The organism is Marinomonas sp. THO17 (assembly GCF_040436405.1).
GTDB lineage: Bacteria > Pseudomonadota > Gammaproteobacteria > Pseudomonadales > Marinomonadaceae > Marinomonas.
Map to the genome: position 1 here is coordinate 2409884 of NZ_AP031575.1, position 25752 is coordinate 2435635.

Annotated in this window: 27 protein-coding genes; 13 read left to right on the top strand and 14 right to left on the bottom strand. The window is 44.7% G+C overall.

What is annotated here, in order from left to right; translation table 11 throughout:
• Positions 1–6: 6 nt before the first annotated feature.
• The 5 genes from cyoD to ABXS85_RS11510 all read right to left on the bottom strand — a co-directional run bounded on the left by cyoD (position 7) and on the right by ABXS85_RS11510 (position 6115).
• Complete coding sequence (gene cyoD, locus ABXS85_RS11490; protein WP_353666674.1) at positions 7–327, bottom strand: cytochrome o ubiquinol oxidase subunit IV; 321 nt, start codon at positions 325–327, stop codon at positions 7–9.
• Positions 327–947: a cytochrome o ubiquinol oxidase subunit III gene (gene cyoC / locus ABXS85_RS11495; RefSeq protein WP_353666675.1), complete on the bottom strand. Its 621-nt coding sequence runs from the start codon at positions 945–947 to the stop codon at positions 327–329. Before cyoC ends, cyoD begins: the two co-directional genes overlap by 1 nt.
• A gap of 2 nt (positions 948–949) precedes the next feature.
• Complete coding sequence (gene cyoB / locus ABXS85_RS11500; protein WP_353666676.1) at positions 950–2929, bottom strand: cytochrome o ubiquinol oxidase subunit I; 1980 nt, start codon at positions 2927–2929, stop codon at positions 950–952.
• Positions 2929–3951 carry a ubiquinol oxidase subunit II gene (gene cyoA / locus ABXS85_RS11505; protein ID WP_353666677.1) on the bottom strand — a complete coding sequence of 341 codons (1023 nt, stop codon included), beginning with the start codon at positions 3949–3951 and terminating at the stop codon, positions 2929–2931. The genes cyoB and cyoA overlap by 1 nt, the downstream gene beginning before the upstream one ends.
• A 664-nt stretch (positions 3952–4615) precedes the next feature.
• On the bottom strand, positions 4616–6115 hold the full coding sequence (locus ABXS85_RS11510; protein ID WP_353666678.1) for a PLP-dependent aminotransferase family protein: 1500 nt from the start codon (positions 6113–6115) through the stop codon (positions 4616–4618).
• 105 nt (positions 6116–6220) lie between these two features.
• Here ABXS85_RS11510 and ABXS85_RS11515 point away from each other — a divergent pair, with 105 nt between their 5' ends.
• On the top strand, positions 6221–6868 hold the full coding sequence (locus ABXS85_RS11515) for a pyridoxamine 5'-phosphate oxidase family protein (protein WP_353666679.1): 648 nt from the start codon (positions 6221–6223) through the stop codon (positions 6866–6868).
• A gap of 92 nt (positions 6869–6960) precedes the next feature.
• On the opposite strand, the gene ABXS85_RS11520 is transcribed toward ABXS85_RS11515, so the two are convergent.
• Positions 6961–7176 carry a DUF2798 domain-containing protein gene (locus ABXS85_RS11520; protein ID WP_353666680.1) on the bottom strand — a complete coding sequence of 72 codons (216 nt, stop codon included), beginning with the start codon at positions 7174–7176 and terminating at the stop codon, positions 6961–6963.
• 133 nt (positions 7177–7309) lie between these two features.
• Here ABXS85_RS11520 and ABXS85_RS11525 point away from each other — a divergent pair, with 133 nt between their 5' ends.
• Together ABXS85_RS11525 and ABXS85_RS11530 are read left to right on the top strand one after the other, a co-directional pair.
• Complete coding sequence (locus ABXS85_RS11525; RefSeq protein ID WP_353666681.1) at positions 7310–8200, top strand: LysR family transcriptional regulator; 891 nt, start codon at positions 7310–7312, stop codon at positions 8198–8200.
• Between the two features lie 36 nt (positions 8201–8236).
• Positions 8237–9034, top strand: coding sequence for a sulfite exporter TauE/SafE family protein (locus tag ABXS85_RS11530; protein WP_353666682.1), 798 nt, complete (start codon positions 8237–8239; stop codon positions 9032–9034).
• A gap of 4 nt (positions 9035–9038) precedes the next feature.
• Here ABXS85_RS11530 and ABXS85_RS11535 read toward each other — a convergent pair whose 3' ends face one another.
• A complete protein-coding gene (locus ABXS85_RS11535; protein ID WP_353669773.1) occupies positions 9039–10325 on the bottom strand; it encodes an MATE family efflux transporter in 1287 nt (428 codons plus the stop codon).
• Positions 10326–10741: 416 nt separating this feature from the next.
• On the opposite strand from ABXS85_RS11535, the gene ABXS85_RS11540 reads away from it, so the two are divergent.
• Both ABXS85_RS11540 and ABXS85_RS11545 read left to right on the top strand, forming a co-directional pair.
• Positions 10742–10945 (top strand): hypothetical protein, encoded by a 204-nt coding sequence (locus ABXS85_RS11540; RefSeq protein WP_353666683.1) that lies wholly within the window; start codon positions 10742–10744, stop codon positions 10943–10945.
• Between the two features lie 3 nt (positions 10946–10948).
• Positions 10949–11377, top strand: a complete 429-nt coding sequence (locus ABXS85_RS11545) for a group II truncated hemoglobin (protein WP_353666684.1) — start codon at positions 10949–10951, stop codon at positions 11375–11377.
• Between the two features lie 251 nt (positions 11378–11628).
• Here the strand turns inward: ABXS85_RS11545 and ABXS85_RS11550 are convergent, their stop codons facing one another.
• On the bottom strand, positions 11629–12090 hold the full coding sequence (locus tag ABXS85_RS11550) for a glutathione S-transferase (protein WP_353666685.1): 462 nt from the start codon (positions 12088–12090) through the stop codon (positions 11629–11631).
• Positions 12091–12234: 144 nt separating this feature from the next.
• On the opposite strand from ABXS85_RS11550, the gene ABXS85_RS11555 reads away from it, so the two are divergent.
• Entirely contained in the window at positions 12235–13212 is a 978-nt protein-coding gene (locus ABXS85_RS11555; RefSeq protein WP_353666686.1) for a YafY family protein, read from the top strand.
• Between the two features lie 229 nt (positions 13213–13441).
• Here the strand turns inward: ABXS85_RS11555 and ABXS85_RS11560 are convergent, their stop codons facing one another.
• The 5 genes from ABXS85_RS11560 to ABXS85_RS11580 all read right to left on the bottom strand — a co-directional run bounded on the left by ABXS85_RS11560 (position 13442) and on the right by ABXS85_RS11580 (position 18020).
• On the bottom strand, positions 13442–14599 hold the full coding sequence (locus tag ABXS85_RS11560; RefSeq protein ID WP_353666687.1) for a GNAT family N-acetyltransferase: 1158 nt from the start codon (positions 14597–14599) through the stop codon (positions 13442–13444).
• A gap of 3 nt (positions 14600–14602) precedes the next feature.
• The gene (gene aroE / locus ABXS85_RS11565; protein ID WP_353666688.1) at positions 14603–15409 is read right to left on the bottom strand and encodes a shikimate dehydrogenase; all 807 of its coding nucleotides are present in this window, start codon (positions 15407–15409) and stop codon (positions 14603–14605) included.
• Positions 15410–15458: 49 nt separating this feature from the next.
• Entirely contained in the window at positions 15459–16388 is a 930-nt protein-coding gene (hemF, locus tag ABXS85_RS11570; RefSeq protein WP_353669774.1) for an oxygen-dependent coproporphyrinogen oxidase, read from the bottom strand.
• Between the two features lie 81 nt (positions 16389–16469).
• Positions 16470–17417, bottom strand: coding sequence for a lauroyl-Kdo(2)-lipid IV(A) myristoyltransferase (gene lpxM, locus ABXS85_RS11575; RefSeq protein WP_353666689.1), 948 nt, complete (start codon positions 17415–17417; stop codon positions 16470–16472).
• Positions 17418–17468: 51 nt separating this feature from the next.
• A complete protein-coding gene (locus ABXS85_RS11580) occupies positions 17469–18020 on the bottom strand; it encodes a TetR/AcrR family transcriptional regulator (RefSeq protein ID WP_353666690.1) in 552 nt (183 codons plus the stop codon).
• 110 nt (positions 18021–18130) lie between these two features.
• Between ABXS85_RS11580 and lpdA the strand changes: the two genes are divergently transcribed.
• The 7 genes from lpdA to ABXS85_RS11615 all read left to right on the top strand — a co-directional run bounded on the left by lpdA (position 18131) and on the right by ABXS85_RS11615 (position 24879).
• On the top strand, positions 18131–19558 hold the full coding sequence (gene lpdA / locus ABXS85_RS11585; RefSeq protein WP_353666691.1) for a dihydrolipoyl dehydrogenase: 1428 nt from the start codon (positions 18131–18133) through the stop codon (positions 19556–19558).
• A 79-nt stretch (positions 19559–19637) separates the two neighbouring features.
• The gene (locus tag ABXS85_RS11590) at positions 19638–19874 is read left to right on the top strand and encodes a DUF4160 domain-containing protein (RefSeq protein ID WP_353666692.1); all 237 of its coding nucleotides are present in this window, start codon (positions 19638–19640) and stop codon (positions 19872–19874) included.
• The gene (locus ABXS85_RS11595; RefSeq protein ID WP_353666693.1) at positions 19837–20097 is read left to right on the top strand and encodes a DUF2442 domain-containing protein; all 261 of its coding nucleotides are present in this window, start codon (positions 19837–19839) and stop codon (positions 20095–20097) included. Before ABXS85_RS11590 ends, ABXS85_RS11595 begins: the two co-directional genes overlap by 38 nt.
• 411 nt (positions 20098–20508) lie before the next feature.
• Positions 20509–21513: a dihydrodipicolinate synthase family protein gene (locus ABXS85_RS11600; protein WP_353666694.1), complete on the top strand. Its 1005-nt coding sequence runs from the start codon at positions 20509–20511 to the stop codon at positions 21511–21513.
• Positions 21507–22445, top strand: coding sequence for a proline racemase family protein (locus tag ABXS85_RS11605; protein ID WP_353666695.1), 939 nt, complete (start codon positions 21507–21509; stop codon positions 22443–22445). The genes ABXS85_RS11600 and ABXS85_RS11605 overlap by 7 nt, the downstream gene beginning before the upstream one ends.
• Positions 22439–23782: an FAD-dependent oxidoreductase gene (locus tag ABXS85_RS11610; RefSeq protein WP_353666696.1), complete on the top strand. Its 1344-nt coding sequence runs from the start codon at positions 22439–22441 to the stop codon at positions 23780–23782. Before ABXS85_RS11605 ends, ABXS85_RS11610 begins: the two co-directional genes overlap by 7 nt.
• 77 nt (positions 23783–23859) lie before the next feature.
• Entirely contained in the window at positions 23860–24879 is a 1020-nt protein-coding gene (locus ABXS85_RS11615) for an Ldh family oxidoreductase (RefSeq protein ID WP_353666697.1), read from the top strand.
• Positions 24880–24947: 68 nt separating this feature from the next.
• Here ABXS85_RS11615 and ABXS85_RS11620 read toward each other — a convergent pair whose 3' ends face one another.
• Positions 24948–25640, bottom strand: a complete 693-nt coding sequence (locus ABXS85_RS11620; protein ID WP_353666698.1) for a GntR family transcriptional regulator — start codon at positions 25638–25640, stop codon at positions 24948–24950.
• Positions 25641–25752 lie beyond the last annotated feature (112 nt).

Here is a 25752-nt window from a genome sequence, read left to right on the forward strand (position 1 = left end):
CTGCATTTACATCATCATGGCGTTGGATGCGTAGATAATCCACACAGACAAACCAACCACCATGATTATAATAACAGCAGAAAAAATAAATGAATAAGTGTCCAGCTTGCCTTGTTCAGAAAAGTCCAAGTGAAGGAAGTACTTCAAATGAACAAAAATCTGAATAATGGCCAACACAACTATAGCGATATAGGTTGGACCTTTATCAAAGGCTTCTGTCATTACCATCCAGAAAGGAATGCCAGTCAAAATAACAGACCAGACGAAACCAATCACATAGGACTTCACGCTACCGTGTGAATGTGCTTCAGAAGAATGATCGCTCATTAGACCGCCCCCATCAGATAAACAACGGTGAAAACACAAATCCAAACAACGTCTAGGAAGTGCCAGAACAAGCTTAGACAACCAATGCGGGTAAGCGCACGATTAGTCAGCCCCGTCTTCGCTACTTCGATCATTAAGATCACCATCCAAATCATACCAGCACTAACGTGCAAGCCGTGTGTACCCACAAGGGTAAAGAAGGCAGACAAGAAAGCACTTGCTTGAGGACCGTGACCATTTGCAATCAAGTGATGGAACTCGTAGATCTCTAACGCGATAAAGCAGGCACCAAATAGGAAAGTTACCGCTAACCATCCCAAAGTACCGGCTTTATTTTTACGATGCGCGCTGATCATAGCAAAGCCATAGGTGATACTTGAAAAAAGTAACGCCGCTGTACCAGCCAGAATCAACTCAAGATCAAAAATATCTTTGCCAGAAACACCACCTGCTGTGTTCATAAAGAGCACAGCGTAGGTAGCAAAGATAGATGCGAACAACAAACAGTCCGTCATCAAGTATAACCAGAAACCAAATATGGTGTTGCCACCAGTATCATGGTGTTCGTCGTGGTGTGCACCCGCTTCGTGAGCATCGTGCGTATTCACTGCAGTACTCATGATTACCCCTTAGCCACGTTGTCTAGGTGCTCATTTTCAATACGAGCAATTTCATCAGGTTGAACGTAATAATCCACATCTTTCGTATAAGCACGTACGATGAAAGTCACAACCGTTCCCAATAAGCTAGCAATTGCCAACCACCAAATATGCCAGATCATTGCGAAACCAAACGCCGTCAATAGACCACCCATAATGATGCCTGCAGGTGTGTTCTTAGGCATGTGGATAGGCGCATAACTGTCTTTACGCTGGTAAGCCGTACCTTTTTCTTTCATATCGGTGAACGCATCGATATCAGAAACCACTGGTAGTTCAGCAAAGTTGTAGTACTGTGGTGGAGATGCTGTTGACCACTCAAGCGTATGACCGTCCCATGGATCACCTGTTGTATCTAGGTTCTGCTTACGATCACGGAAGCTGACGTACAACTGTAGGAACTGACAGATAATACCTGCAAAGATCACAAAGGCTCCACATAAAGCAATGTACAACCAGATGTTGAAATCTGGGTTATCTGTATAGTTCAGACGACGTGTCATACCTAGGAAGCCAAGAACGTACAATGGCATAAAGGCTAGGAAGAAGCCGACTAACCAGCACCAGAACGCCGCTTTGCCCAGTTTTGCATTCAAATGGAAGCCCATAGCTTTCGGGAACCAGAAAGTGAAGCCTGCTAGGTAACCGAATACCGCACCACCGATAATGGTGTTGTGGAAGTGGGCAATCAAGAACAAACTGTTATGCAGTACATAGTCCGCTCCAGGTACAGCAAGCAATACACCTGTCATACCACCAATTGTGAATGTCACCATGAAGCCCAATGTCCATAGGATAGGCACAGAAATGCGCAGACGACCACGGTACATAGTGAACAGCCAGTTAAACAATTTCACACCGGTAGGTACGGCGATGATCATGGTCATAACACCGAAGAAGGCGTTTACGTTGGCACTTGAGCCCATGGTAAAGAAGTGGTGCAACCATACAACGAAACCAAGAATGGAAATCGAAGCTGTCGCCCAAACCATAGATTTATAACCAAACAAACGCTTACCGGTAAAGGTAGAGACAATCTCAGAGAAGATACCGAACGCTGGTAGTACTAGGATGTACACCTCAGGGTGACCCCACGCCCAGAACAGGTTGATATACATCATTGAGTTACCACCACCATCATTGGTGAAGAAGTGGAAATCTAGGTAACGATCTAGCGTCAACAATGCCAACACAACAGTCAGTATTGGGAAAGAGGCAGCGATCAAGATGTTGGCCCAAGTGCAGGTCCAAGTAAAGATCGGCATTTGCATCAACTTCATTCCTGGCGTACGCATCTTAAAGACAGTTACCAAGAAGTTAACCGCGGTCAAGGTTGTCCCTATACCGGATATCTGCAGTGCCCATATGTAGTAGTCCACCCCGACGCCCGGACTGTATTCCAAGCCAGCCAAAGGAGGATAAGCAACCCAACCAGTTTTCGCGAACTCACCTAAACCTAGGGAAATGTTCACTAGAATAGCACCAGAAGCTGCCAGCCAGAAACTCAGGTTGTTCAGGAATGGGAAAGCAACATCACGGGCACCAATCTGTAGCGGTACAACAATGTTCATCAAACCAATCATAAATGGCATAGCCATAAAGATGATCATGATGACACCATGTGCCGTAAAGATTTGGTCGTAGTGGTGAGGCGGTAAGTAGCCAGGGTCACCATTGGTCGCTAGAGCCAACTGAAGACGCATCATGATGGCATCCGCAAAACCACGAATCAACATGATGAAAGCCAGTACAATGTACATGATACCTAGCTTTTTATGGTCAACTGAAGTCAACCAGTCACGCCATAGGACGCCCAGTAGATTATTTTTTAATACCAAGAATGCAATAACGGCGCCGGCCACGGCCACCACACATAGAGTAGTGATGACAATAGGGTCATACGGAAGTGCATCCCAGGTTAGTTTGCCTAAGAAACCAGACATTATTTATCAGCCTCCATATCGCCATGATTCATTTGACTATGGTCCATTTTGCTGTGGTCCATCTCGCTATGATCCATTTCAGCATGGTTCATATCACCGTGATGGTGATCACCTTGCTTCATTTGACGCATCATAGGAGTATCGAAGACTGTGCCTTCCAAAATATCAACCGTGCCGTAGTCTTTCATGAACTTCATTACATTATCGTGGAAGATACCTGGCTTAATAGAGCCAAAGTATTCTACAGGATGGTTTTCGGTAGGTTGCGCAAGTTCGTCGTAGCTCGCCTGATCAAGTACATTGCCTGACTCTTTCACTTGAGCGACCCATTCATCGAACTCCGCTTCTGTTGGTGTAGCAATGGCATTAAATTTCATACCAGAGAAACCTGCACCGCTGTAGTTAGAAGAGAAACCTTTAAAAGTTCCTGGTTCGTTTGCGATTAAGTGCAGTTTTGTCACCATTCCAGCCATAGAGTAAATTTGACTACCCAGTTGTGGAATGAAGAAAGAGTTCATGGTTCCTTCAGAGGAAATTCTGAATGCCACAGGAACATCAGCAGGGAAGACCAATTCGTTTACCGTAGCAATACCCTGTTCTGGATAAATGAAAACCCATTTCCAGTTCATGGATACTACTTGAACCGTAATATGATCTTTCTCATGTTCCAACGGTTTATAAGGATCTAGAGCGTGTGTAGATTTCCAGGTAATCACACCAAGAACGATGATGATAACAACTGGAATTGCCCATACAACAGTTTCAATTTTCGTGGAGTGTGACCACTTAGGCTCATAGATTTCATCACGACCTTCACGATATTTCCAAGCGAAATACAATGTCATGAAGATCACAGGAATCACGACAAGTAGCATTAATAGAGTGGCAACAATAATTAGTTGCTTCTCTTCAATACCAACCTGACCCTTTGGATCGAGCACACCACCCTGACAACCGGCGAGCAAGCCCACCATTAGCGCCAAAGCGACTTTACTTAGGATACGAGTTAACAAGAGAATCATCCTCTAACCCCGAGGTTCACAAAACTGCCACTTAACTATCAAATGACAGAACGAAAATCCGGCAATGCCGGGTATTTCAGTAAAGATCACCACACTGTAAACAGCATAAAAATCAATACTGTGTCATTCAGAAATAACGCAATAATGATTTTTTTGGATCACCTAAATCTGAAAAAAGTGCTCAGCATTTGCATTGTGAACCAAGTCGCAACTTGATTAACGGCTTCCCACAAGCAATCACAATGTTCTCAAATGGCCATCAAAGGCGAGCAAGGTTGATATGGGTCAATACGGCCCTATATCTAACCTTTAATAATACATCTAGACGACACTCTTAGTTGGCTCTTGTCGCTAACAGGAACGATGGCGTAATCTAATATTGAAAATACCATAAACAATTAATTTCATTATGGTTTTATTTTGATTGAACGCCGCCGACAAAACCCTTTCTTAGTGTTCGCCGACCCACTCGCAGATCCTGTACTGACCCTGTACTGACAAAGTCTCTGCGGGCGAGTTTAAATTCAGGTGTGCGGAATATATCAAAATCCAACCAATCACACAAAGTCTAGTTTAGCCTTTGTTGACCTTTGCTTCACCGCATTTTTACAAAATTCACATTCTGAGCTGACTCAATAGTCATCGAGCCAAATCTTGCCATCCATTACTTGCTCCATGCTTGTAACACAGCCTTCATTTTAGACAAGATATGTTGCATTTGCGCTTCTTGTAATCCACTGAAACCCAATACAAAACCTTGTCGAGACTTGTTACCATCAGAGTAATGCATAGATAATGGACTTAAAATGACATTATCTTGTCGTAACCTCTGACAAAATTGCCTATCAAATATGTCACTATTATTAACCAAAGCTAAACACTCTGGTTTGCACTCGATTAATACATGCAAACCACCGCGAGGCTTTTTCCAGTAGAACCAGGGCGATAAATAGTCATTCAAAAGTGACAGCAGCATATCTCGTTTCAATCTATAGTGGCGACGCATGCGATTTAAATGTCGCTCAAAATTGCCTTGGATCAAAAAATCCGCAACTACGGGTTGCATGGGCAGCGAAGCTGATATACCGATTTGCTTCTGACTCTGCTTAATAAGCGCCACCCGTTCCAATGGCGCAACAATAAACCCCAAGCGTAACCCGCGAAATAACACCTTCGAAAAACTGCCCACATAAAAGATATTACGACAGGCCTCTTTACAAGATCGAGCCGTTTGCATCAAAGGGACTTCTGCACGGCCTTGATAGATAAATTCATTGTCGTAGTCATCCTCAATGAGCCACATAGTGCTCGTGTTCGAATCCAATGCTTTAATCCATTGTTGACGACGTTGTGAGCTGATACTGGTGCCCAAAGGATATTGTCGATTAGGCGTCATAATAAAAGCATGTTGCTTGTCAGCGTTTGTATCACAAAGATTACTCATGTTTGGCAAGCGAGGGCCTTCAGAATCCAATTCAATGTGACCAAGGCTAACTTGTTTATTCAATGCTTCGCTGATGGGGGGATAGGTTATCTCTTCAAGCCACCACTTAAGTTGATTCTGAGTGGTCTTAGACAGAGCGTGATCCAATAGCTGTAATGAATCGCGATTGCCTGCGGTGATAATGATTTGTTCGGCGCAACACTCCAAACCTCGCAACCGATACAAATAATTGACCAAGGCTTTTTTCAATGGTGGAAATCCAGTCAAATACTCACCCCGCATGACTTTATCATCGGGTTGCAGCCAACTTCGGCGCATACTAGCAGCCCATTCCTTAGAAGGGAAAACCGACACATCAACGCCCGCATCAAAGGCATACAATGTCTGCTCCTCTTCCGGTGACTCATGACAGGATACAATTTCTTTTGAAACAAGCTGTTGCCCAGTTAATTGACCTTTTGCTTGATAAGCAGCAACAAATACCCCGCGCTTTTCTTCGCTCAACAACCAACCTTCTGCGATGAGCTGCTCATAAGCCCTAGTAGTGGTACTACGAGATACACCTAAGGCTGACGCCAGAGACCGTGAAGACGGCAATTTATCACTTACCTCAAGTTCTCCCTGACGAATACCCTGTTGAATCTGTTGCATCAACTGTAAATAAAGGGGTGCCCCCGTTTCATCTAAAGAAAATCGCAAACTGCCAATACTATGTTTCATATTTCTGGCCTGCTAAATATTGTCAAAACTGGCTATTTTTTTCCAATCCAGATGTTTCTAAACTTCTTTTATACCAATCACGCCATGACAAGCAAGGAGAAAGCAATGGGCACAACACTTGAAACTTCCCTAAGCAAAGTCAAAAGAGGACCAAACCGAGCCTCTTATGATAAACAACACGCCCTCGACATTATTGATGGCGCCCTGATGTGTCATCTGGGACAAACCAAGGATGGCCAAGTTTTCGTTACACCAACCTGTCATTGGCGCGATGGCGACTATCTTTATTGGCATGGTCACAGCAAAGCCCGCAACGTCAAAGGACCTGTCGATGATATGGAAAAAGTTTGTATAAACATCAGTCTGCTAGATGGTTTGGTTATGGCAAGGTCAGCGTTTCATCATTCGGTAAATTATCGCTCGGTAACCTTGTTTGGCGTTCCAGAGAGGATTGACGATGCACAAGAAAAGCAGCGTCAGTTTGAAATTTTTCTCGAAAAAGTCAGTCCTGGTCGTTGGTCTCAACTTAGACCTATTACCGACACTGAAATCAAAGCCACTGGATTGGTGCGCATTAAAATTGAAGAGGCATCGGTCAAATTGCGTGACGCGCCACCCATTGATGACCCCGAAGATCATGATTGGTCAGTTTGGGCGGGCGTCATTCCATTAGAAAGACAATGGGGAGAAGGGCAAACCGATCCTATTCAACAGATCGAATACCCTCCTGCCACAACACCAAAGGCGTTTTAAACAGCACTCTAAAACTTACAAAAAGCACGCTCGTAGCGTGCTTTTTAAGTTCACCCTTTTACATTCAATCAGCCTTTTAAATTCAATTAGACTTATATTTTTTTCGCTAACCAAGCGCTGAGTTTTTGAATTTCAGGTGCGAATAAGAAAGAAATCGCAGCGGCTGCAGGCCAAGCCATACCCCATGCTGTCATCCAATCGCCAACAAATCCAACATGCCAACCAAGATTGACATAGGTGATCCAACCCGACATAAGAAATGACAATACACATGACATTATTAACGCAAAATAAAGACGAAACTTCATACCCTCTCCTCGCAAAGTGCTTTTTCATGCTACGAATCCCACTTTGCTCTTATTTGACTTTGAACTTAGTCTATCAAACAACTATATTTGCAAATATAGTCATTTCTAAAAACCTAAATTGCATATTTGTAAAATGCTAGACGATCTTAAAATATTCATTGCTGCAGCAAATAAAAACAGTCTTACTCAGGCCGCAAAAAGCCTCAATATGACCATTGCCACAGTATCACGACGTATCAGTGCGCTAGAACAAGCTTTAGGATGTGAACTACTGCATCGCTCCACCAAAGGACTGAAACTGACTCCCATGGGCGAGGATTATTACCAAGAGTGCGCCGAATTCATCGACGCTCTGGATCAGCGTATTTCCAATCTTGATAAAACACTCCACAGCCTGAGTGGAGAAGTGAAAATTCTGGCACCAACCAATTTAGGAGGTGGTCCACTAGACCCTTTTTGGCAGCAATTCATTAGCCAATACCCGCAAATTAGTCTCAACATTGAGTTGAGCAATCGTTTTCAAGACATGCGAGAAACACGTGCCGACCTTGCCATTCGTTCTGGCAAAATGCCTAACTCATCCCTAATCCAGACCTCATTAGGCTATATCAAACCGATTTTGGTAGCCGCCAAACACACCTCTTTCGCCTTACCAAACCATATTAATGAACTGATGCATTGTCCTAGCATAGTGTCTGATCTATTTGTGGACTGGCAACTGGTTCACAAAAATGGTGAAATGCGCGCCATTAATAAGCAGCATCAACACCTTAGCAATGACATGAATGTGAGTATTAATCTGGTAAAAGCCGGCGCAGGTATCACCTTGGTGCCTGAAAGTATGGTGTATAAAGCCATTCAATTAGGTGAATTAGTACAAGTACTGCCTGAGTGGCATGGCCAAAAACGTGAAATACATTTGGTTTGGCCAGACCGACGCAGCTTATCAGCACGTGCCCAATTGTTAAGGGACGAACTGACACAGTTTCTACACCAGCAAGATTGGTTTGAAAAACCTCACTAACAATTTCGATTTAACGTACAAACATAAGGGAAACTCATGGCGGATTTACTCTGGTGGCAATACACACTGATTGCTGTCATTTTTGTGTGGAGTGGCTTTGTGCGCAGTGGCTTAGGGTTTGGTGGTGCCGTCCTGGCCTTGCCTTTTTTGCTGCTGGTAGAAAATGATCCTCTGCTGTTCTTGCCCATCATATCCATCCATTTGCTCATCTTTTCAAGTTGGATTGCTTTGCAAGGTGCTAAAACCAATAAAAAGCAGCACAATCTGGAGCAAGATCTCCAGAAGGGTAACAGTGGCAATATAGCTTGGGGGTATTTAAAGAAAGCCTTGGGCATCATGATAGTGCCCAAACTGATCGGCGTGTTTGGTTTGTTGACACTACCGGGTGATATCGTCACCGGAGTCATCTTCCTGATTGTTGCTGTCTTTGCCATTTCTTATATAGTGAATAAGCCTTTTTACACCAACAACAAAATACTCGATACCTTATTTCTCATGCTTGGCGGTTACGTCAGTGGCACGTCATTAATCGGAGCGCCGTTAATCGTTTCCGTGTTTGCCACCAAAGTTCCGCGCCATCAATTACGCGATACACTGTTTGTACTCTGGTTCATTCTCGTCACCATTAAAATGGCTTCTTTCATCCTAGCTGGTGTCGACCTGCAACTGATTCATCAATTATGGTTACTGCCTTGTGCTTTACTTGGCCATGTATTTGGTCAGAAGCTGCATAACCGCATCCAAAAAGCCGAAACACCCGTGTTTTTTCAATTCATTGGTTGGGCGCTGCTGATCGTCTGTGGCTTTGGGCTTTATTCAACCTTTATGTTGTAAGACATTAATTCGAAAACCAAACACCCTTGCGTAGGTTTTCTCGGTAACACCAGTAAAGGGTTAGGGCACGGGCAATGAAGAGGGCGGCTTGGCTCAGCCAAAGCCCATGATTGTCCAGCCCTTGGCTGAGGTACCAAACTGGGAAGAAGACCCCAAAAACGCAGAGAATCATGGTATTTTGCATCTGTTTCACACTGGTGGTGCCAATAAAGATCCCATCCAACATAAAAGACCAAATACCCAACAGAGGGAAGGTTATAAGCCAAGGTAGGTACAGTTGAGCTTGGTCTCGAACTGTCTCCACATTGGTTAATAGATAAATAATTTGCTGACCAAATAGCCAAAACACCAGCACCAGAAAACAAGCGGCCATTAAAGCCCAATAGGTCGACAAACGAATCACCTTTTTAAAATTTGCCTTATCCTTACGACCATAAAACTCACCACATAAGGCTTCCACTGAAAAGGCAAAGCCATCCAAGGCATTGGAAATAATCATCAAGAAGGTTAATAAAACAGCATTGGCGGCTAGGATTGCATCACCTTGTCTGGCCCCTTGTGAGGTAAAAAACAACATCACCATTAACAATAAAATGGTACGAACAAATAAATATCGATTTACTTGTACCAGTGCAATGTATTCACGCCATTTTAAGAGCGCTTGTAAAGGCACATGGCCAGAGAAGCCTTGCAACTTACGCCACGCCAAATACAAACCGAATATCACACCAAGATACTGTGCAATTACGGTTGCCCAAGCGACACCATCACTGGCCATACCTAAGCCATACACGGCGAGATAATCCAACACCATGTTAACCAGATTAATGACCAGCAACATCCATAATGGGCCTTTTGAATATTGCACACCAAAGAACCATCCCATTAAAGCATAACCTGCTAATACCGCAGGCGCACTGTAGATGCGTATTTCACTGTAGCTTTTGGCCCAAGGGGTCACTTCCTCACTGGCCGACATCAAGTACAAAGCGAACTCAAGAATGGGAGTGCGAAAAGCGATCAAGACAAGACCAATCGAGACCCCCATCAGCACAGATTGCCATAGTAGCTCGCGAACACGGCGATCATCTTCTTGTCCCAAGGCCTGTGCCGTTAAACCAGTGGAACCCATGCGCAAGAAGCCAAACGCCCAAAACAAAAAACTGAAAATGCTGGCGCCAATGGCCACGGCACCAAGATAAGTTGCGGTACCTAAATGTCCGACCACGGCCGTATCGACTAAACCTAACAAAGGGGTGGTAATATTCGACACCATGGGTGGCCACGCCATACGCCAAATGCGCCTATTAAGCACCATATTAAGGCGCCAAATGGACAGTAATGTGGCAATAGAAAATTGAGACAAAGGATTCTCGCATGTAAAAAAGGGATTCTGTGGATAAAAATCAACCAATCCAGATCAATTTGATTCCAAAAAACTGTGGAAAATCATAGCAGTTATTCACACAAGCTGTCATTAATTGGCTTTTTTACTCTTTTCTTGAACAAATTGGCCTATTTTTTGCCCATTGCCTCCACTTTTTATTGACTTGTCCACATATCCCCTACAAACCAAACCTCTTTATTAAACACTCTAAAAAATTGGATAACTGGTGCTTTTTTCCACAATTCAAGCTACAAGTGCGTGGAATTTTGCTAAACTGGCGCCAACTTTTTATCTCTATTTTATCTATCAGGAGAGCCAATATGATGGCGAAAAAACTTAGACCTTATATTGAAGGATTGGCAGTGGGCTGTGTCTTTGTCAGTATCACCATGTTGTTTCAAATCCCTTTCTATATGAGTTTAATCATTGGTGCATTAGCGGCCGTTGGTGGCTATCGCAACTCCATCAAAATGGATCAGGAAAAAGCAGCAAAACAGGCTCCTAAATCTACAGATGACGAATAAGCCATGAGCAATCAGACATTACCAAGCTATGGTGAGGGAGATGCCACCTTTCAAGCGGTTGGAGGGTTAAATGGTTTAAGAAAACTAGTTGAAAGCTTTTACCGCATTATGGAAAACACACCAGCATATCGCCCTTTGTTTGACATGCACCCTGCTGATACACAGCTGAGTATCGACAAACTGGTAGCATTTTTATCCGGTTGGATGGGCGGCGAACGCTTGTATTCAAAAACCTATGGCAAGATTCATCTGCCCCAAGCACATGCCCATTTAGTGGTCACAGACAAAGAGAAAGCCATGTGGTTAAACTGCATGGCAGAGGCACTAAACGAGCAAGATTACCCTGACGCGCTGAAGCGCTATTTGATAGAGAAGCTCGAATTCCCCGCAGAACGCATCCGACAAGTCAGCCAGATTCAACACCAAGAATAGGATTAATCTTCCTGCTTAAACGGCAACAGAGCATGAATGCCCATTGTATTCCTGCTCTGCCTAACTAAAACTTACGACGAATGCTCAAGCAGCAACGCTTGGTCATCTTGTTCGACTTTAACAAATGCGGGGCGGGACACAATACGTTCAATATAAGCGTCCACCTGCGGATTCGTCGTAATGAGTCCAAACATACGACACCACTTCAGACTGATCCCCCAAAGAACATCCACAGCTGAGAAATGTTCTCCTCATAAATAGGGACCTTTGGCAATTTGGCCATATATCGTATCCAGCATTTTATCGTAACGACCATAAGGCGACTGAGAAGGATCAATGACAGGACGATTAAAAGCTTTATCAATTACGGCCGGTTCAAAACTGCTCCCTTGATAAGCCATCCAGCGTAAATACGCACCACGATTAGGATCATCCAATGCGGGCGCTAATCCCTTTTCGGGATACAAATCAGCTAAATACAGATAACAGGCAACTTGCTCAGTAACAACGATGCCATTATGAACAAGTGTTGGAAATTTGCCTAAAGGGTTAATCGCCAAGAAATCTGGCTGCTGATTTTCTCCTGCTTTGAAATTAAGCACATTCATTTCGTAAGGAACGCCCAACTCTTCCAGCAGCACTCTAACGCCAGTGCCTCGTGTTTCTGGAGCATGATAAAACGTAATACTGCCTTTGTTATGGATACCATTCATCTTGATTACCTCAAACTATGTTAAGTGAAATAGTGGTGACTGAATGAACCATATTAGAGATGAAACCTGACATCCTTTGTCAGGTATTTAATTTATACTGATAAATAAACACCACGCTTCATTAGCATCTTACAGGAGCATCCCATGAGAGCCAGTCGTATACTAAAGCTGTTAATGACTTTGCAGACCCATGACAAAGTGACCGCTCGCACTTTAGCCGATATTTGTGAAACTTCTGTTCGCACCATATATCGAGATATAGAAGCATTAAGCGCGATTGGGGTGCCGGTTTACAGCGAACAAGGCATACAGGGCGGCTATCGACTTTTACACGGTTATCGAACGTATTTTAACGGACTATCAGAAAAAGAAGCAGAGACTCTCTTTTTAGCAGGGTTAACAGGCCCAGTTCAGAAAATGGGCTTGGAAGCGACGCTGGAAAATGCGCAATTAAAGCTCAAAGCAGCCTTACCTGATACCTTTAGAAGTCAGGCAGAACGTCTGCAAAGCCGATTTTTACTGGACACCCCAAGTTGGTTTTCGGATGACGAGAAAGCCGAGCTACTTCCTCAACTGATGACTGCTGTATTAGAACAACACCAGATTGCTATAAGTTATGAGAGTTGGAAAGGGAAGCGTGAACGCATAGCGAATCCTTTAGGCATCGTTCTGAAAGGAGGACAATGGTATTTGATCGCGCAAGTTGAACAGGATATTCGAACCTATCGAGTATCCCGCATTGATACATTAACACTATCCACCGACACATTTGAACGGCCAGAAGGCTTCAACTTAATGGCATTCTGGCAAACCAGTTTACGGCGTGTGGAAGCCCTTCAGTTTCCTATAATGGCTGAGGTTCGTATCACCCCCCTTGGCTTAAAAATGATGGACTTTATTTGTGTATCCTACGTGATCAATAACGCTAAGATAGAACCCGAAGATGAATCAGGCTGGCATCGTGCTTACCTTCCTGTTGGGGAAAACTCATATGGTTGTTATGAACTATTGCGCTTCGGCTCTGAATTGGAAGTCATTAATCCCCCAGAGCTGCGCGCAGAAATGGAGAAGATAGTGTCATCTTTGGCTGTGCTGTATCACCAAAATACAGCGCTGAGTTAAGCAGAAAAATTGAGGTATTATCGCTTTAGGCCTGCTCCCTTTAAGTTTCATCCCGCCAATACAAGATAAAATACAAAACCAATGACACCTTTTGGACTGAAAGTCCGATTAAGAGACCTTTTGGTTACTTTTGCGGCTCTGGGTAAAAGTTACCCGCTCAGCAGAGCGGAAAAAGCTAATAAATACAAATCGTTTGAAAAGAACTTGTAAGCTAATAAAGCGTCGAACTTTAACTCTCTTTAAACGGCAACAACCCATTGGTATCCCGATGATACTCCCGCACGGCTTGCGCTTCTTCTTCACAAAAACGAGCGATGGCGTCACGAAAGCCTTCATGAGCTATGTGGTGAATACTGTGGCTGTACACTGGTTCAAATCCGCGGGCAATTTTGTGTTCCCCTTGTGTGCCAGGGTCAAAATGTTGTAACCCTTTTTCCAAACAAAACTCGATGCCTTGGTAATAACAAGCCTCAAAATGCAGGCAATCGACTTCTTCCACACAGCCCCAATAACGGCCATACAAAGAGTGATCGTCGAAAAAGCACCAAGACGCCGCAATAGGTTCTTCATTACGAAAGGCCTGTACCAACAAGATTTTCTCGCCCATCTCTGCTGCTAATTGGCCGAAGAAATCCCGTGTGAGATAACCTTGTTGGCCTCGCTTAGCGTAAGTGGATTGATAACACAGGTAAAAGAAATCAATGTCAGCTGAGCTTAATTCAGAGCCTAATTTACGCTTTAAAGTAACACCTTGTGCCGCAACTTTTTCCCTTTCTTTGCGTGCAGATTTTCGCTTGCGACTGGCAAAATGGGAAAAATAATCCGTCATGTCATGGTAATTACGGTTAAACCAATGAAACTGACAAGAAATTCGTTCTAAATACGCTTCGTCTTGCTTTAACAAGGCCGCATGTTCAGGCTTAACAAAGAGCAGGTGCCAACTGGAAAATTCTCTCTGTTGATTCGCTTGGGTCAAGACATCCGCAACTGTTCGATACAGATGCATAAAAGCCACATCCTCTCCTTTTGGGTCCAGATGGGAGAAAAGCCGAATTCCAGTTACAGGTGAGAAAGGCACGGCCCAAACTCGTTTTGGGTAATAGCGGAAACCATAACGCTGAAACGCATCGGCCCACGCCCAATCAAACACAAATTCCCCTTGCGAATGGGTTTTTAAATAGGTGGGGGCAATAGCAAGCGGAGTATCATCCTCATCCATGATCAACAGATACTCTGGATACCAGCCTGTACCATCACCAATACTCTGGCTGTCTTCCAAGGCTTGATGAAACGCAAACTGTGCAAAAGGGTATTGAGTCTCTCCGATGGCTTTATCCCAAAGGTCTTTGCCTATCTCCTCTACAGAAGTAAACCACTGCGCTTTCATCGATTAGTCCGCCATTTGTTTTCGTAAACGTGCCACTAGAGAGGCGGTATCAGGGCGTATTTGTCGCCATAGATAAAAGGCTTCTGCCGCCTGACCAACCAACATGCCTAAACCATCTGCACCTGCCGCACCCAGTTCATGGGCCCATTGCAAAAAGACAGTACGCTGTTTGCCATACATCATGTCGTAACACCAAGTTTGCTCGTCCACCAGCTCGTCTTTCAGTGGCGGTAACTGTCCAGACAAACTCGCTGACGTGCCGTTAATAATGATGTCGAACGAGCCTTCAAGGGCCTCGAAAGAAGACGCGAAACAATCAAAATGATCCGCCAGTTGTTGCGCTTTCGTGACGGTTCTATTGGCAATGGTTATCGAGTCTGGCTGTTCATCCAATACCGGTTCCAAGACACCACGAACGGCACCACCGGCACCCAAAATCAGTATGCGTTTGTCCTTCAGACTCTGTTGATGATTGATTGTAATGTCACGAACCATACCAATTCCATCGGTATTATCGCCGAACAGGTCGCCATTTTTCGCCATCAATAAGGTGTTTACCGCACCCGCCTGTTTTGCCCTTTGGCTCAGAACGTCACACATGGCAAAAGCACGCTCTTTGAAAGGGACGGTCACATTTAAACCTTTTCCACCTTGCTGGAAAAAAGCACGCACTTGTTGCTCAAAATGCTCTTCTTCACCAAGCAAGGTGGTGTATTGCATGTTTTGCTTTGTTTGTAAGGCAAATTCAGTATGAATCGCAGGTGATTTACTGTGTGCAATTGGGTTGCCAACCACGGCGTATTGATCCACAACACTTCCTCTAGTCAATGAAGGAGGTTAACTGACTTTTCTCGTTCTTCTATAGATCTTCCAGCCAGTTTCTCGACGTTAAATAATATTCTGTTAATTTGGCTTCAGGGCTATTTGGCCGTACCTGATACTCATAAGTCCAACGCACTTCCGGTGGTAAAGACATCAATATGGACTCCGTACGCCCCAAACCACTTTGCAGACCAAAATGGGTGCCTCGGTCGAATACCAAATTGAATTCAACATAACGTCCACGACGATGCAGCTGAAAATCCCGTTGTTGTTCTGTGTAAGGCAAGTCTTTTCGGCGCGACAAAATGGGTAAATAGGCTTGGCTGTATACATCCCCAACAGAACGCATCATGGCAAAACAATCAGCAAAACTGCCTTCATTGAAGTCATCATAAAACAAACCGCCGATACCACGAGGCTCAGCACGATGCTTTAGATAAAAATAGTCGTCACACCAGCTTTTGAATCTTTGATAATAACCTTCACCAAAAGGTTCCACCGCTTGCTGAGCCATCTGATGCCAATGGATACAGTCTTCATCAAAACCATAATAAGGTGTCAGATCAAACCCTCCACCAAACCACCAAAAAGGTGCCATGCCTTCTTTATAAACGACAAATAAACGCACATTGGCGTGAGAAGTAGGCGCCATTGGATTCTTCGGGTGAATCACTAGAGAAACGCCCATGGCTTCAAATCGACCACCCGCTAATTCAGGACGCTCTTCCGTTGCAGAAGGAGGAAGTTTATCCCCCATCACATGGGAGAAATTCACACCGCCTTTCTCGATAACATCGCCATGAGCAATCACTCGAGTTCGACCACCTCCGCCGTTGGGTCTGTCCCAAGCATCTTGCTGAAAGCGCGTATTGGGTTCCAAAGCTTCCAGCTCACTACATATCCTATCTTGTAACGACATAAGATATTCTTTCACTGCCGCAATATCTTGCTCTGTAACGCTTGCCATGTGGTGCTCAGACATAATTACTCCCTAACATCATTTCCCCAAGCGCGACGACCAGTCTTGTTTACCAATGCCTCTTCTTGGTTAGTACAAACGCGCCCCGTCAGGACGCGTGCGCAATAAATTCAACACCCACATGTATTGCTCAGGATGCGCTGAAATAAGTTCTTCTAAGGTTTGGTTCATACGCTCTGCGTCAGCTCTTTCATCACCCGTAGGAAAGTTTTCTAACGCCGGTAATATATGCAAATGATACTTTTTACTTTGCGTATCATAAGCTGGCAGCATGGGTACTACCATGGCATTAGACAAGTTTGCCAGCTTGCCTAAGCCTTTCATAGTAGCTTTTTCTGTGGCAAAAAAAGGCGCGAAAACCGAGTTTTGCGGACCTAAGTCTTCATCCGGTAGGTAATAACCTAAATAACCTTGTTTAATGGATTTTAAATAAGGCTTAATGCCCGCATCGCGGTGATAGACTCGGGCCCCATATTGAATACGCTGTAAGTGAATCAACCAGTCGGTGATAGGGTTTTTCTGATCTCGAATCATGGCAACTGTTTTAAAACCATGAGCGGTTAACAATACACCTGCATAATCAATTGCCCAGCAATGTGGTACTAAGGCAATCACCTTTTGCTGAGCTTGTAAGTGAGGAAACAGATGCTCTTCACCATGAATCACACATCGCAGTTGATTATGACGCTTACTGCGGACCAAGAGCTCACCGTATGCCAGAAAAAACTGAGCAGCCACTTGAAAATTCTGTTTCAGTAAGGCTTCTCGCTCCGCTAAAGTTTTGTCTGGGAAACATTCTGCTAGGTTTATTCGCGCTCGTTTTAATGCACCGCTTTTGGTATTTAGCAAGCGTCCAGCAATCCAACTGGCCAACGCATCTCGCCAAACTACAGGAACAAATGCCAGTATTAAAACCAAACCAACACCCAGCCAAGTGGGCCAAAAACGGGGGAGAAGGAAACGCCACTGAAAGGTTGGATTATACAGCTTGTTGTCTACTTTCTGGTGTGAGGTCATCAAACTCTTCGCTTCTCATTGAATGCTCGTATGATACATGAAGAGAGACACTTAACGCCATGCAGACACCACTTGTTCAAAACAGTCTTCTTTGCCAGTGGCCTGCACCAAAACCGAAGCACCATGCAAACAAGCTAACAAACGTACAGCGGCTGTTTTCGGTTCATCCGCTGAGAGAGTCGGCAAACGTGACAACACCTGCTGCAACCACTGCAACTTCACCTCATAAAAAACTGCCAAGCTTTCTCTGACTTCCTCAGGTAAGGCTTCTTTGTCTGCCGTCAACATAGTACATAGACTCATGTGTTTTTGATCGATCACCTTGGCTTTAAAACCATCAATAAAGCCATTTATCATAGCGTGAGGTTCAAACTCCGAAGTCATAGGGTCGGGCAGTTGTGATGCAAACTCTTTGGTGTAACGTTTCATCACGGCACTTGCCAAGTCCCCCTTGGTACGGAAATGATAGTGAACACTTGCACTCTTGATACCTATTTGCTCAGCGATATCTCGAAAACTAAAAGCACCATAGCCACCGGCGATGATGTATTGTTCCGCCAAATCCATAATTTTGCTTTTGGTATCCACTTTTTCAGCTGTCATTTCATTCACTCAAACTTTATCTATCAACTGATAGGTATTTTATTGACCTAGCGTAAATCCTCAAGCTATATTCTATCTATCTACTGATAGGTATATTAGGATAAATTCCCATGAATACGGATACTATGACATTTGATTTACTAGTATTGGGCAGTGGCCCTGGCGGTTATGCGGCTGCATTTCGAGCTGCTGATTTGGGCTTAAAGGTTGCCATGATAGAACGTCATGCCACACTTGGCGGAGTCTGTTTAAACGTTGGATGCATTCCTTCCAAAGCCTTGCTACATGTGGCCGGTAAAATTCGTATGGCCGATGAAGACGCCCACGGTGTGACTTATGCCAAACCTCAAATCGACTTAGACGCCATTCGCCACCATAGGCAAAACACTGTTAATACCCTGACAGGCAATCTCGCTTTGATGGCAAAAGGTCGTAAGGTTGAGATTTTTCATGGTGAAGGACATTTTTTATCCACTAACCAAGTTCAAATAACAAAACAAGATGAAACACATAGCGGTTCCACGCAGGTTTTGAGCTTCAAACACGCCATTATTGCGGTAGGCTCAAGAGCCATTCGTTTACCTTTTGTACCTTATGACGATCCGCGTATTTTGGATGCCACCAGTGCCTTACAACTTGAGCGTATTCCCAAGCACATGTTGGTATTAGGCGGCGGCATTATTGGTTTAGAGATGGCCACTGTGTACCAAGCTTTAGGCGCTAAAATCACGGTAGCGGAACTAGGTGATCAGATCATGGCAGGGGCTGACAAAGACCTTGTGCGAGTATTCGAGCAAAGCAACAAAGACCGCATGACTTTCCTCACGAACTCCCAAGTGACTGATATACAAGCGACACCTGAATCCTTGCTGGTAAAACTGAAAGACCAAGCGGGTGAGCAACAACTGGAAGTGGATGCTGTGCTTGTCGCAGTGGGTCGTTCTCCCAATGGCAAAAACGCCGGAATTGCTGACATAGGCGTGGAGATCGACGATAGAGGATTTGTTATCACTAACAATCAATGCAGAACATCTGTACCCAATATCTTCGCCATTGGCGATGTGACTCATGGCCCTATGCTGGCCCATAAAGCTTCTCATCAAGGTCATATTGCAGCGGAAGTCATTGCCGGGCACAAGGTGGATTTTCAACCTTTGGCAATTCCATCCATTGCTTATACCTTCCCTGAAGTGGCTTGGGTAGGGTTAACCGAAACGTCAGCGAAAGCACAAAATATCCCAGTAAAAAGTGCCGTTTTCCCATGGAGTGCCAGTGGTCGCGCCATTGCTTCAGGCATCACTCAAGGCAAAACCAAACTCATTTACGATGAGGTAACAAAGCGAGTATTGGGCGCAGGCATAGTCGGCGCGCATGCTGGAGAATTACTCGGTGAACTGACTCTCGCGATTGAATTTGGTGCCACCTTAGAAGACATTGCATTGACCATTCACGCTCACCCAAGCCTGCATGAATCCGTTGGCTTAGCCGCTGAACTGGGCGCTGGCACCATTACCGATTTGCCAAATAGGAAACTTTAAACTCATGTTTAAGACATGGCTAGTTGCTCAATAAAGCAGCTATAATCCAAAATATGAATCACAAGGATGTGAGAATTATATGAGCCCCGCGATTTACAGAGAAAACGGTTTTAAGTTTTTCTTTTTCTCCAATGAAGAAGAAAGAATGCATGTTCATATTGTTGGGCATGATGGCGAAGCTAAGTTTTGGATAGCTCCTGAAATTGCCCTTGCAAAAAGCTACAATCTTTCCGTTAAAGAGCTTTCTAAATTAGAAAAGAGCGTTGAGGAGCACAAAGATGAAATCATCGCCGCTTGGCAAAAACACTTCGGTTGAAGTTATAGGGTTAACGCCTAACGGCCTTTGGCTATTAGCTCAAGGTGAAGAATATTTCTTAAGCTATGAAGAATTTCCTTGGTTTGAAAATGCGCCCGTTAAAGCTGTTTTTAATGTCGAAAAACAAGGGGAAAGCGGATTCTGCTGGCCTGACCTAGATGTGGACTTATCTCTCGATGGCATCAAGCACCCAGAGAAATATCCGCTGAAGGCAAAGTACTAATAAGAGAAGAGTAAACATGGAAGAACGTGATTTTGAGTACTATAAATAAAGAGCTAGCTGATTCCGTAATAACAAGGATATTTAGGACAATCATATTACAACTAAATTTTTCATTTTTGAGGAGCAACTACGAAACATTGATACAGGAAGAGGAACAAGATGCTCATAATAAAGCAAATATTTTCTGGCAATACCTCTTAGACATTTAGTTTGTTTACACTTCCCAATATCCTATTCAAAGCCATCCTTAGCGGAATTACTGAGAAATATTTCTCAAACTGGCTTCTAAGTTATCTCTCCAATTTTGACAGTTAAAACAGCAAATGAATTGACTATTTTTCGCTCTAAGTCTATTTTGGATACAAAATACATTTTACCTAAAATCGTCGATTCTCTCTGAAAGGGTAACGAATGATGGCCAGAACTCAACTTGATACCTCTGTTTTTCATGGCATCATGCCTGCATTGATGACTCCTTGTAAGTCAGATCGCAGTCCTGATTTCGATGCCTTAGTAAAAAAGGCTAAGGAAATGATGGTGGCAGGCATGTCTGCCGTAGTGTATTGCGGTTCTATGGGTGATTGGCCCTTATTGACTGACACAGAACGTATGGAAGGGGTTGAACGTCTGGTCGCCGCTGGTGTACCCGTAGTTGTTGGAACTGGTGCGATTAATACCAAGTCAGCGGTGGCGCTTGCGGCTCATGCACAAAAAGTCGGGGCGGCAGGTTTGATGGTAATTCCTCGCGTTTTATCCCGTGGTTCGGTCATTGCCGCTCAACGCCACCATTTCAAAGCCATTTTGGCCGCCGCACCGGATATACCCGCCATCATATACAACAGTCCTGTGTACGGTTTTGCGACCCGTGCCGATTTGTTTTTCTCTTTGCGTACTGAGCATCCTAACTTAATTGGCTTTAAGGAGTTTGGTGGCGCGGACGATTTACGCTATGCCGCTGAAAACATCACCTCTCAAGACGATGATGTGCTATTAATGGTAGGCGTTGATACGGCTGTTTTTCATGGTTTTGTGAACTGTGGTGCGGTTGGCGCTATTACCGGTATAGGCACCGCCTTACCAAAAGAAGTATTGCTGCTCGCAGATTTGTCTCGTAAAGCGGCACGAGGCCAAGCCAAAGCTCGCAAGCTTGCACAAGAACTTGAACAAGCACTTCAGATACTAGCCAGCTTTGATGAAGGCCCTGAACTGGTGCTGTTTTTCAAATATTTGCTGGTGCTGAACGGCGAACCAGAGTATCAATTACACTTTAATGAGACCGATGAACTCAGTGATGCCCAGCGTTTTTACTGTGAGCAACAGTATGCTCTGTTCAAAGCATGGTTTGCCGATTGGTCTTTGCAAAATGATGTACTTTCTATTATTCAGGCAACGAATACGCAGGTCTCGGAATGCTAACCGTCATAGATAGTCACACAGAAGGGGAACCCACTCGCGTGGTCTTATCCGGTGGGCCAGACCTTGGGGAAGGAAGCTTGGCCGAAAAAGCCCAGCGTTTGGCCACAGAACATCAAGATTTCTATCGTTCTTTAGTGGTTGAACCTTATGGACAAGAAGCCATGGTGGGCGCTTTATTGGTCGAATCCTCCGACCCAAGTTGCGTGACTGGCGTAATATATTTTGATGCGGCCGCGGTGATTGGTATGTGCGGTCACGGCACCATAGGTTTGGCTGCGACCTTAGCCCATTTAGGTCGTATTGATGTTGGCACACATAAAATAGAAACGCCGGTTGGTATTGTTGAAATCACCCTCCAAGACAAAAACACAGTCACGGTACAAAACATCGAAAGCCATCGTTATCAAAAAGACGTTGAATTAGATGTGCCTGGGGTAGGCAAAGTCGTGGGAGACATCGCCTATGGCGGTAACTGGTTTTTCATCGTTAATAACAGCCCCACCAAGGTGGAACCCAACAATATAAGACAGCTCAACGAGTACGCGATCAAGGTAAGAGAATGTCTTTATGAACAAGGTGTGGAAGGTGAAAAGGGTGGCGTTATCGATCACATTATTTTCTATGGCCCAGCCCTTACCACACAAGGTCATAGTCGCAACTTTGTCCTCTGTCCAGATGATGCCTACGATCGTTCGCCCTGCGGCACCGGCAGTTCCGCAAGACTGGCTTGTTTGGCCGCGGATCAGAGGTTAGCGCCCAATGAAAAAATTTACCAAGAAAGCATAATAGGAAGTGCTTACACTTTGAGTTACCAAACAGGTAAAAGCCAAGGAAAAGTCATTCCGTCCATCACAGGACAAGCTTTTGTCACACGTGAAGCCAAGATGATGATTAATACCAATGACCCTTTGCGTCACGGTGTCTCATGCTAACCCATCAAGAGCAAGACGCAGACGTTATCGTCATAGGCGCGGGCATCATAGGTATCAGTTGTGCCTTGCGCTTGCAACAAGCAGGCAAAAAGGTATTGGTGTTAGACACTAAAGGCGTTGCCGCCGAAACATCAGCAGGGAATGCCGGTGCGTTTGCCTTTGCCGATGTGATTCCGTTAGCCACGCCAGGCATATTGCGCAAAGCACCGAAATGGCTACTCGATCCGCTAGGGCCGTTATCCATTCGCCCCGCTTATGTTCTCAAATTGTTACCTTGGTTATGGCGTTTTTGGCGCGCCAGCTGGCAATACAAATACGCTACCGCGCTAGCCGCACAAGCCAATCTCATGAGTTTTTCCAAAGACGCACTGGAGCGCCAGATTCAATCCACCAAAGGGGAAGCTCTCATTCGTCGAGAAGGCCAGCTGCAACTTTACGAAGGGGAAAAAAAATTTCAAGCAGCGCTAGCGAGTTGGCAAACACGCCAAGAACATGGTGTCGTATTCGAATTGCTCGAATCCCCTGACGCTATTGCTCGCATCCAACCCGGTATTCATCCTCGCTTTACTCATGCCGCTTTTACTCCAGAATGGAAAAATGTGGTGGACCCCAAAGTCTGGACCGAGCATCTAGCGCAAGCTTTTGTTGCTTTAGGAGGTCAGGTAGAAACAGCCTGTGTGGATCAAATTCGCCTGCTAGAAGATGGCGTGTCAGTTCTGAAGCAAAAATCACAGCAGCATACTCAACAAGATCCGCAACAAGATTTACAACAAGGTAAAGCCAAGCAATTGGTCATTGCGGCAGGCGCTTGGTCAAAACCCTTAGCCGCGCAATTAGGTGATACATTGCCTCTTGATACAGAAAGAGGGTACAACACGACTTTACCAGCCGGTTCATTCAAGCTGAGAACCCACCTTACTTTCAGCAATCACGGTTTTGTCGTCACCAAGGTTCAAGATAAGATTCGTGTTGGTGGCGCGGTGGAATTAGCTGGGTTAACGCTGGCACCGAATTATCAAAGAGCCCAGCATTTGTTAGATAAAGCCAAACGCTTCTTACCTGAGCTTGACCCTATTCAACGAGACAGCTCTCTATCGCAACACAGATCAGCTCAACACACACCACCACAACAATGGATGGGCTTTCGTCCGTCTATGCCAGATAGTTTGCCTGTGATCGATTATGCCAGCCGAACTCAGCAGGTAGTTTACGCCTTTGGCCATGGGCACTTAGGGCTCACCCAATCCGCAGGCACAGCGGAATTGGTTTGTGAATTGCTCCACAACCAAACCACCAGCATTGATTTGTCGCCATATTCAGCAAAACGTTTTACGTGAAACATTTCTTGAATAAAAAGCCATGTACAGAAAACAATGAACCTAGCGTCATAACACAACACAGCATTGGAGACATTATGAGCGAGCAAGTTACTCTAAGCTTAACTGAGGTCAAATCCCTAAGTAAGTCCATACTCACTCTGCATGGCTTTAATGACCATCATTCTGATGCCATTACAGAGATCATTTACACCAACCAACTTGGTGATTGCCACTCTCATGGCTTGTTTCGCTTATTCATGTGCATTGAGAGCATTCGCTCTGGTCGAGTCAGTGGTACCGCTCAGCCTATCATTGAAGACGCTAGCCCAACGATTGTAAGAGCCAATGCTCAAGAGGGCATTTCTCTTTTAGCCATGCAAGCGGCCATGCCAAGATTAATCAACAAAGCCAAACACAATGGCATCGCCGCCTTAGCGATCAATCGGTGTTTTCATTTCTCAGCCCTGTGGCCGGAAGTCGAGATGCTCTCTGCTGCCGGACTAGCAGGTATGGCTATGTTACCCAGTCACGCCTGGGTCGCACCCACTGGAGGAACGCGAGGATTACTTGGTACCAACCCTTTTGCCTTTAGCTGGCCACGAGACGGTCAAGCCCCTTTCACTTTTGACTTTGCCACCAGCCAATTCGCTCGAGGTGAAATCGAACTCTATCGACGAGCAGGTAAAGCCTTACCAGAAGGGGTTGCCATCGATAAAGACGGGCACCCCACCACGGATGCAGAAGCCGCAATGGAAGGCGCTATGTTGACCTTTGGAGGACACAAAGGATCCGCTCTTTCAATTATGATTGAACTAATGGCAGGGCCTTTAATTGATGATTTGACCAGTAAAGAGAGCATGGACTTCGCCGAAGGCAAACCAGAAGCACCGTATCATGGAGAAATCATCGTCGCCTTTGATCCTGATTTATTCAGTGGCGGCCAACGCGCTCGTAATCAACAAAGAGCAGAACGCTTGTTTGCTGATGTAATAGATCAAGGAGCACGCTTGCCGTCGCAACGCCGTCAAGCGGCACAACAAAGGAACCTTGCCAGAAATGCCGTCGATATTCCCAAAAATTTGTACGATGACCTTATGGCACTTAAGTCTTCATAAACAGTTGCCAATACTCATCTTGCTAGTTATATACTAAAAGCAATCAGATTAATTTACAGATAGCGTATTCAAGAAACAGAAGCCTGTTCTTTCCGCTGTCGATGCTCAGCAATCCAGGCAATAACTTGTTGTTTTGTATTTACTAAATGAGCACGCAAAAGACGGGTTCCGGCCTCAACGTCACCACGCTTTGCACACTCTAATAGAGCATGGTGATCCTGACTTGCATGATCTCGATTGTTGAGTTTACTAATGTGCATGCTGACATAGCGATTGGCTTGCAAGGTCACTCGTTGTAAAACTTGTTCCGTTAGGTGACGTCCCGCAGCTTCATAAAGTTTATTATGGTAGTCTGCATTTAATGGCCCCCAGTCGGCCACTTTGCCCGTTAGGTAAGACGCGTCCATTTGCTTTAGTATATCTTCACATGCGGCAAATTGTGCTGCTGTCATATTTGGAATGGCACGGGCAAATAAATCTATTTCGAGCAAAATGCGAATATCAAAAATCTCTGCAATTTCGTCTAAAGAGTGTTTGGTTACCGTTGCGCCACGATTGTTTTTGAACACCAATAGGCCTTCCGCATCGAGTCGCTTCAATGCCTCTCGGATTGGCATGCGTGAGACATCGTATTGTTCGGCCAGCAACTCTTGACGAATCAAAGTTCCTTCTTCTAATTCACCCGAGAGAATTCGCTGACGTAAATCTGCCACTATGACATCCGGTAGACTTTGACGTACCACAGCTCTTTTTTGAACCAAATTCGTTACCTCATCATTTCCATTCTAGTCATTCGATCCAATCCAACAAAACAAACGCTCAGGGCATTATAGCAAACCAGCACTATTAGGCGCAGTATGATCATCTTACTTA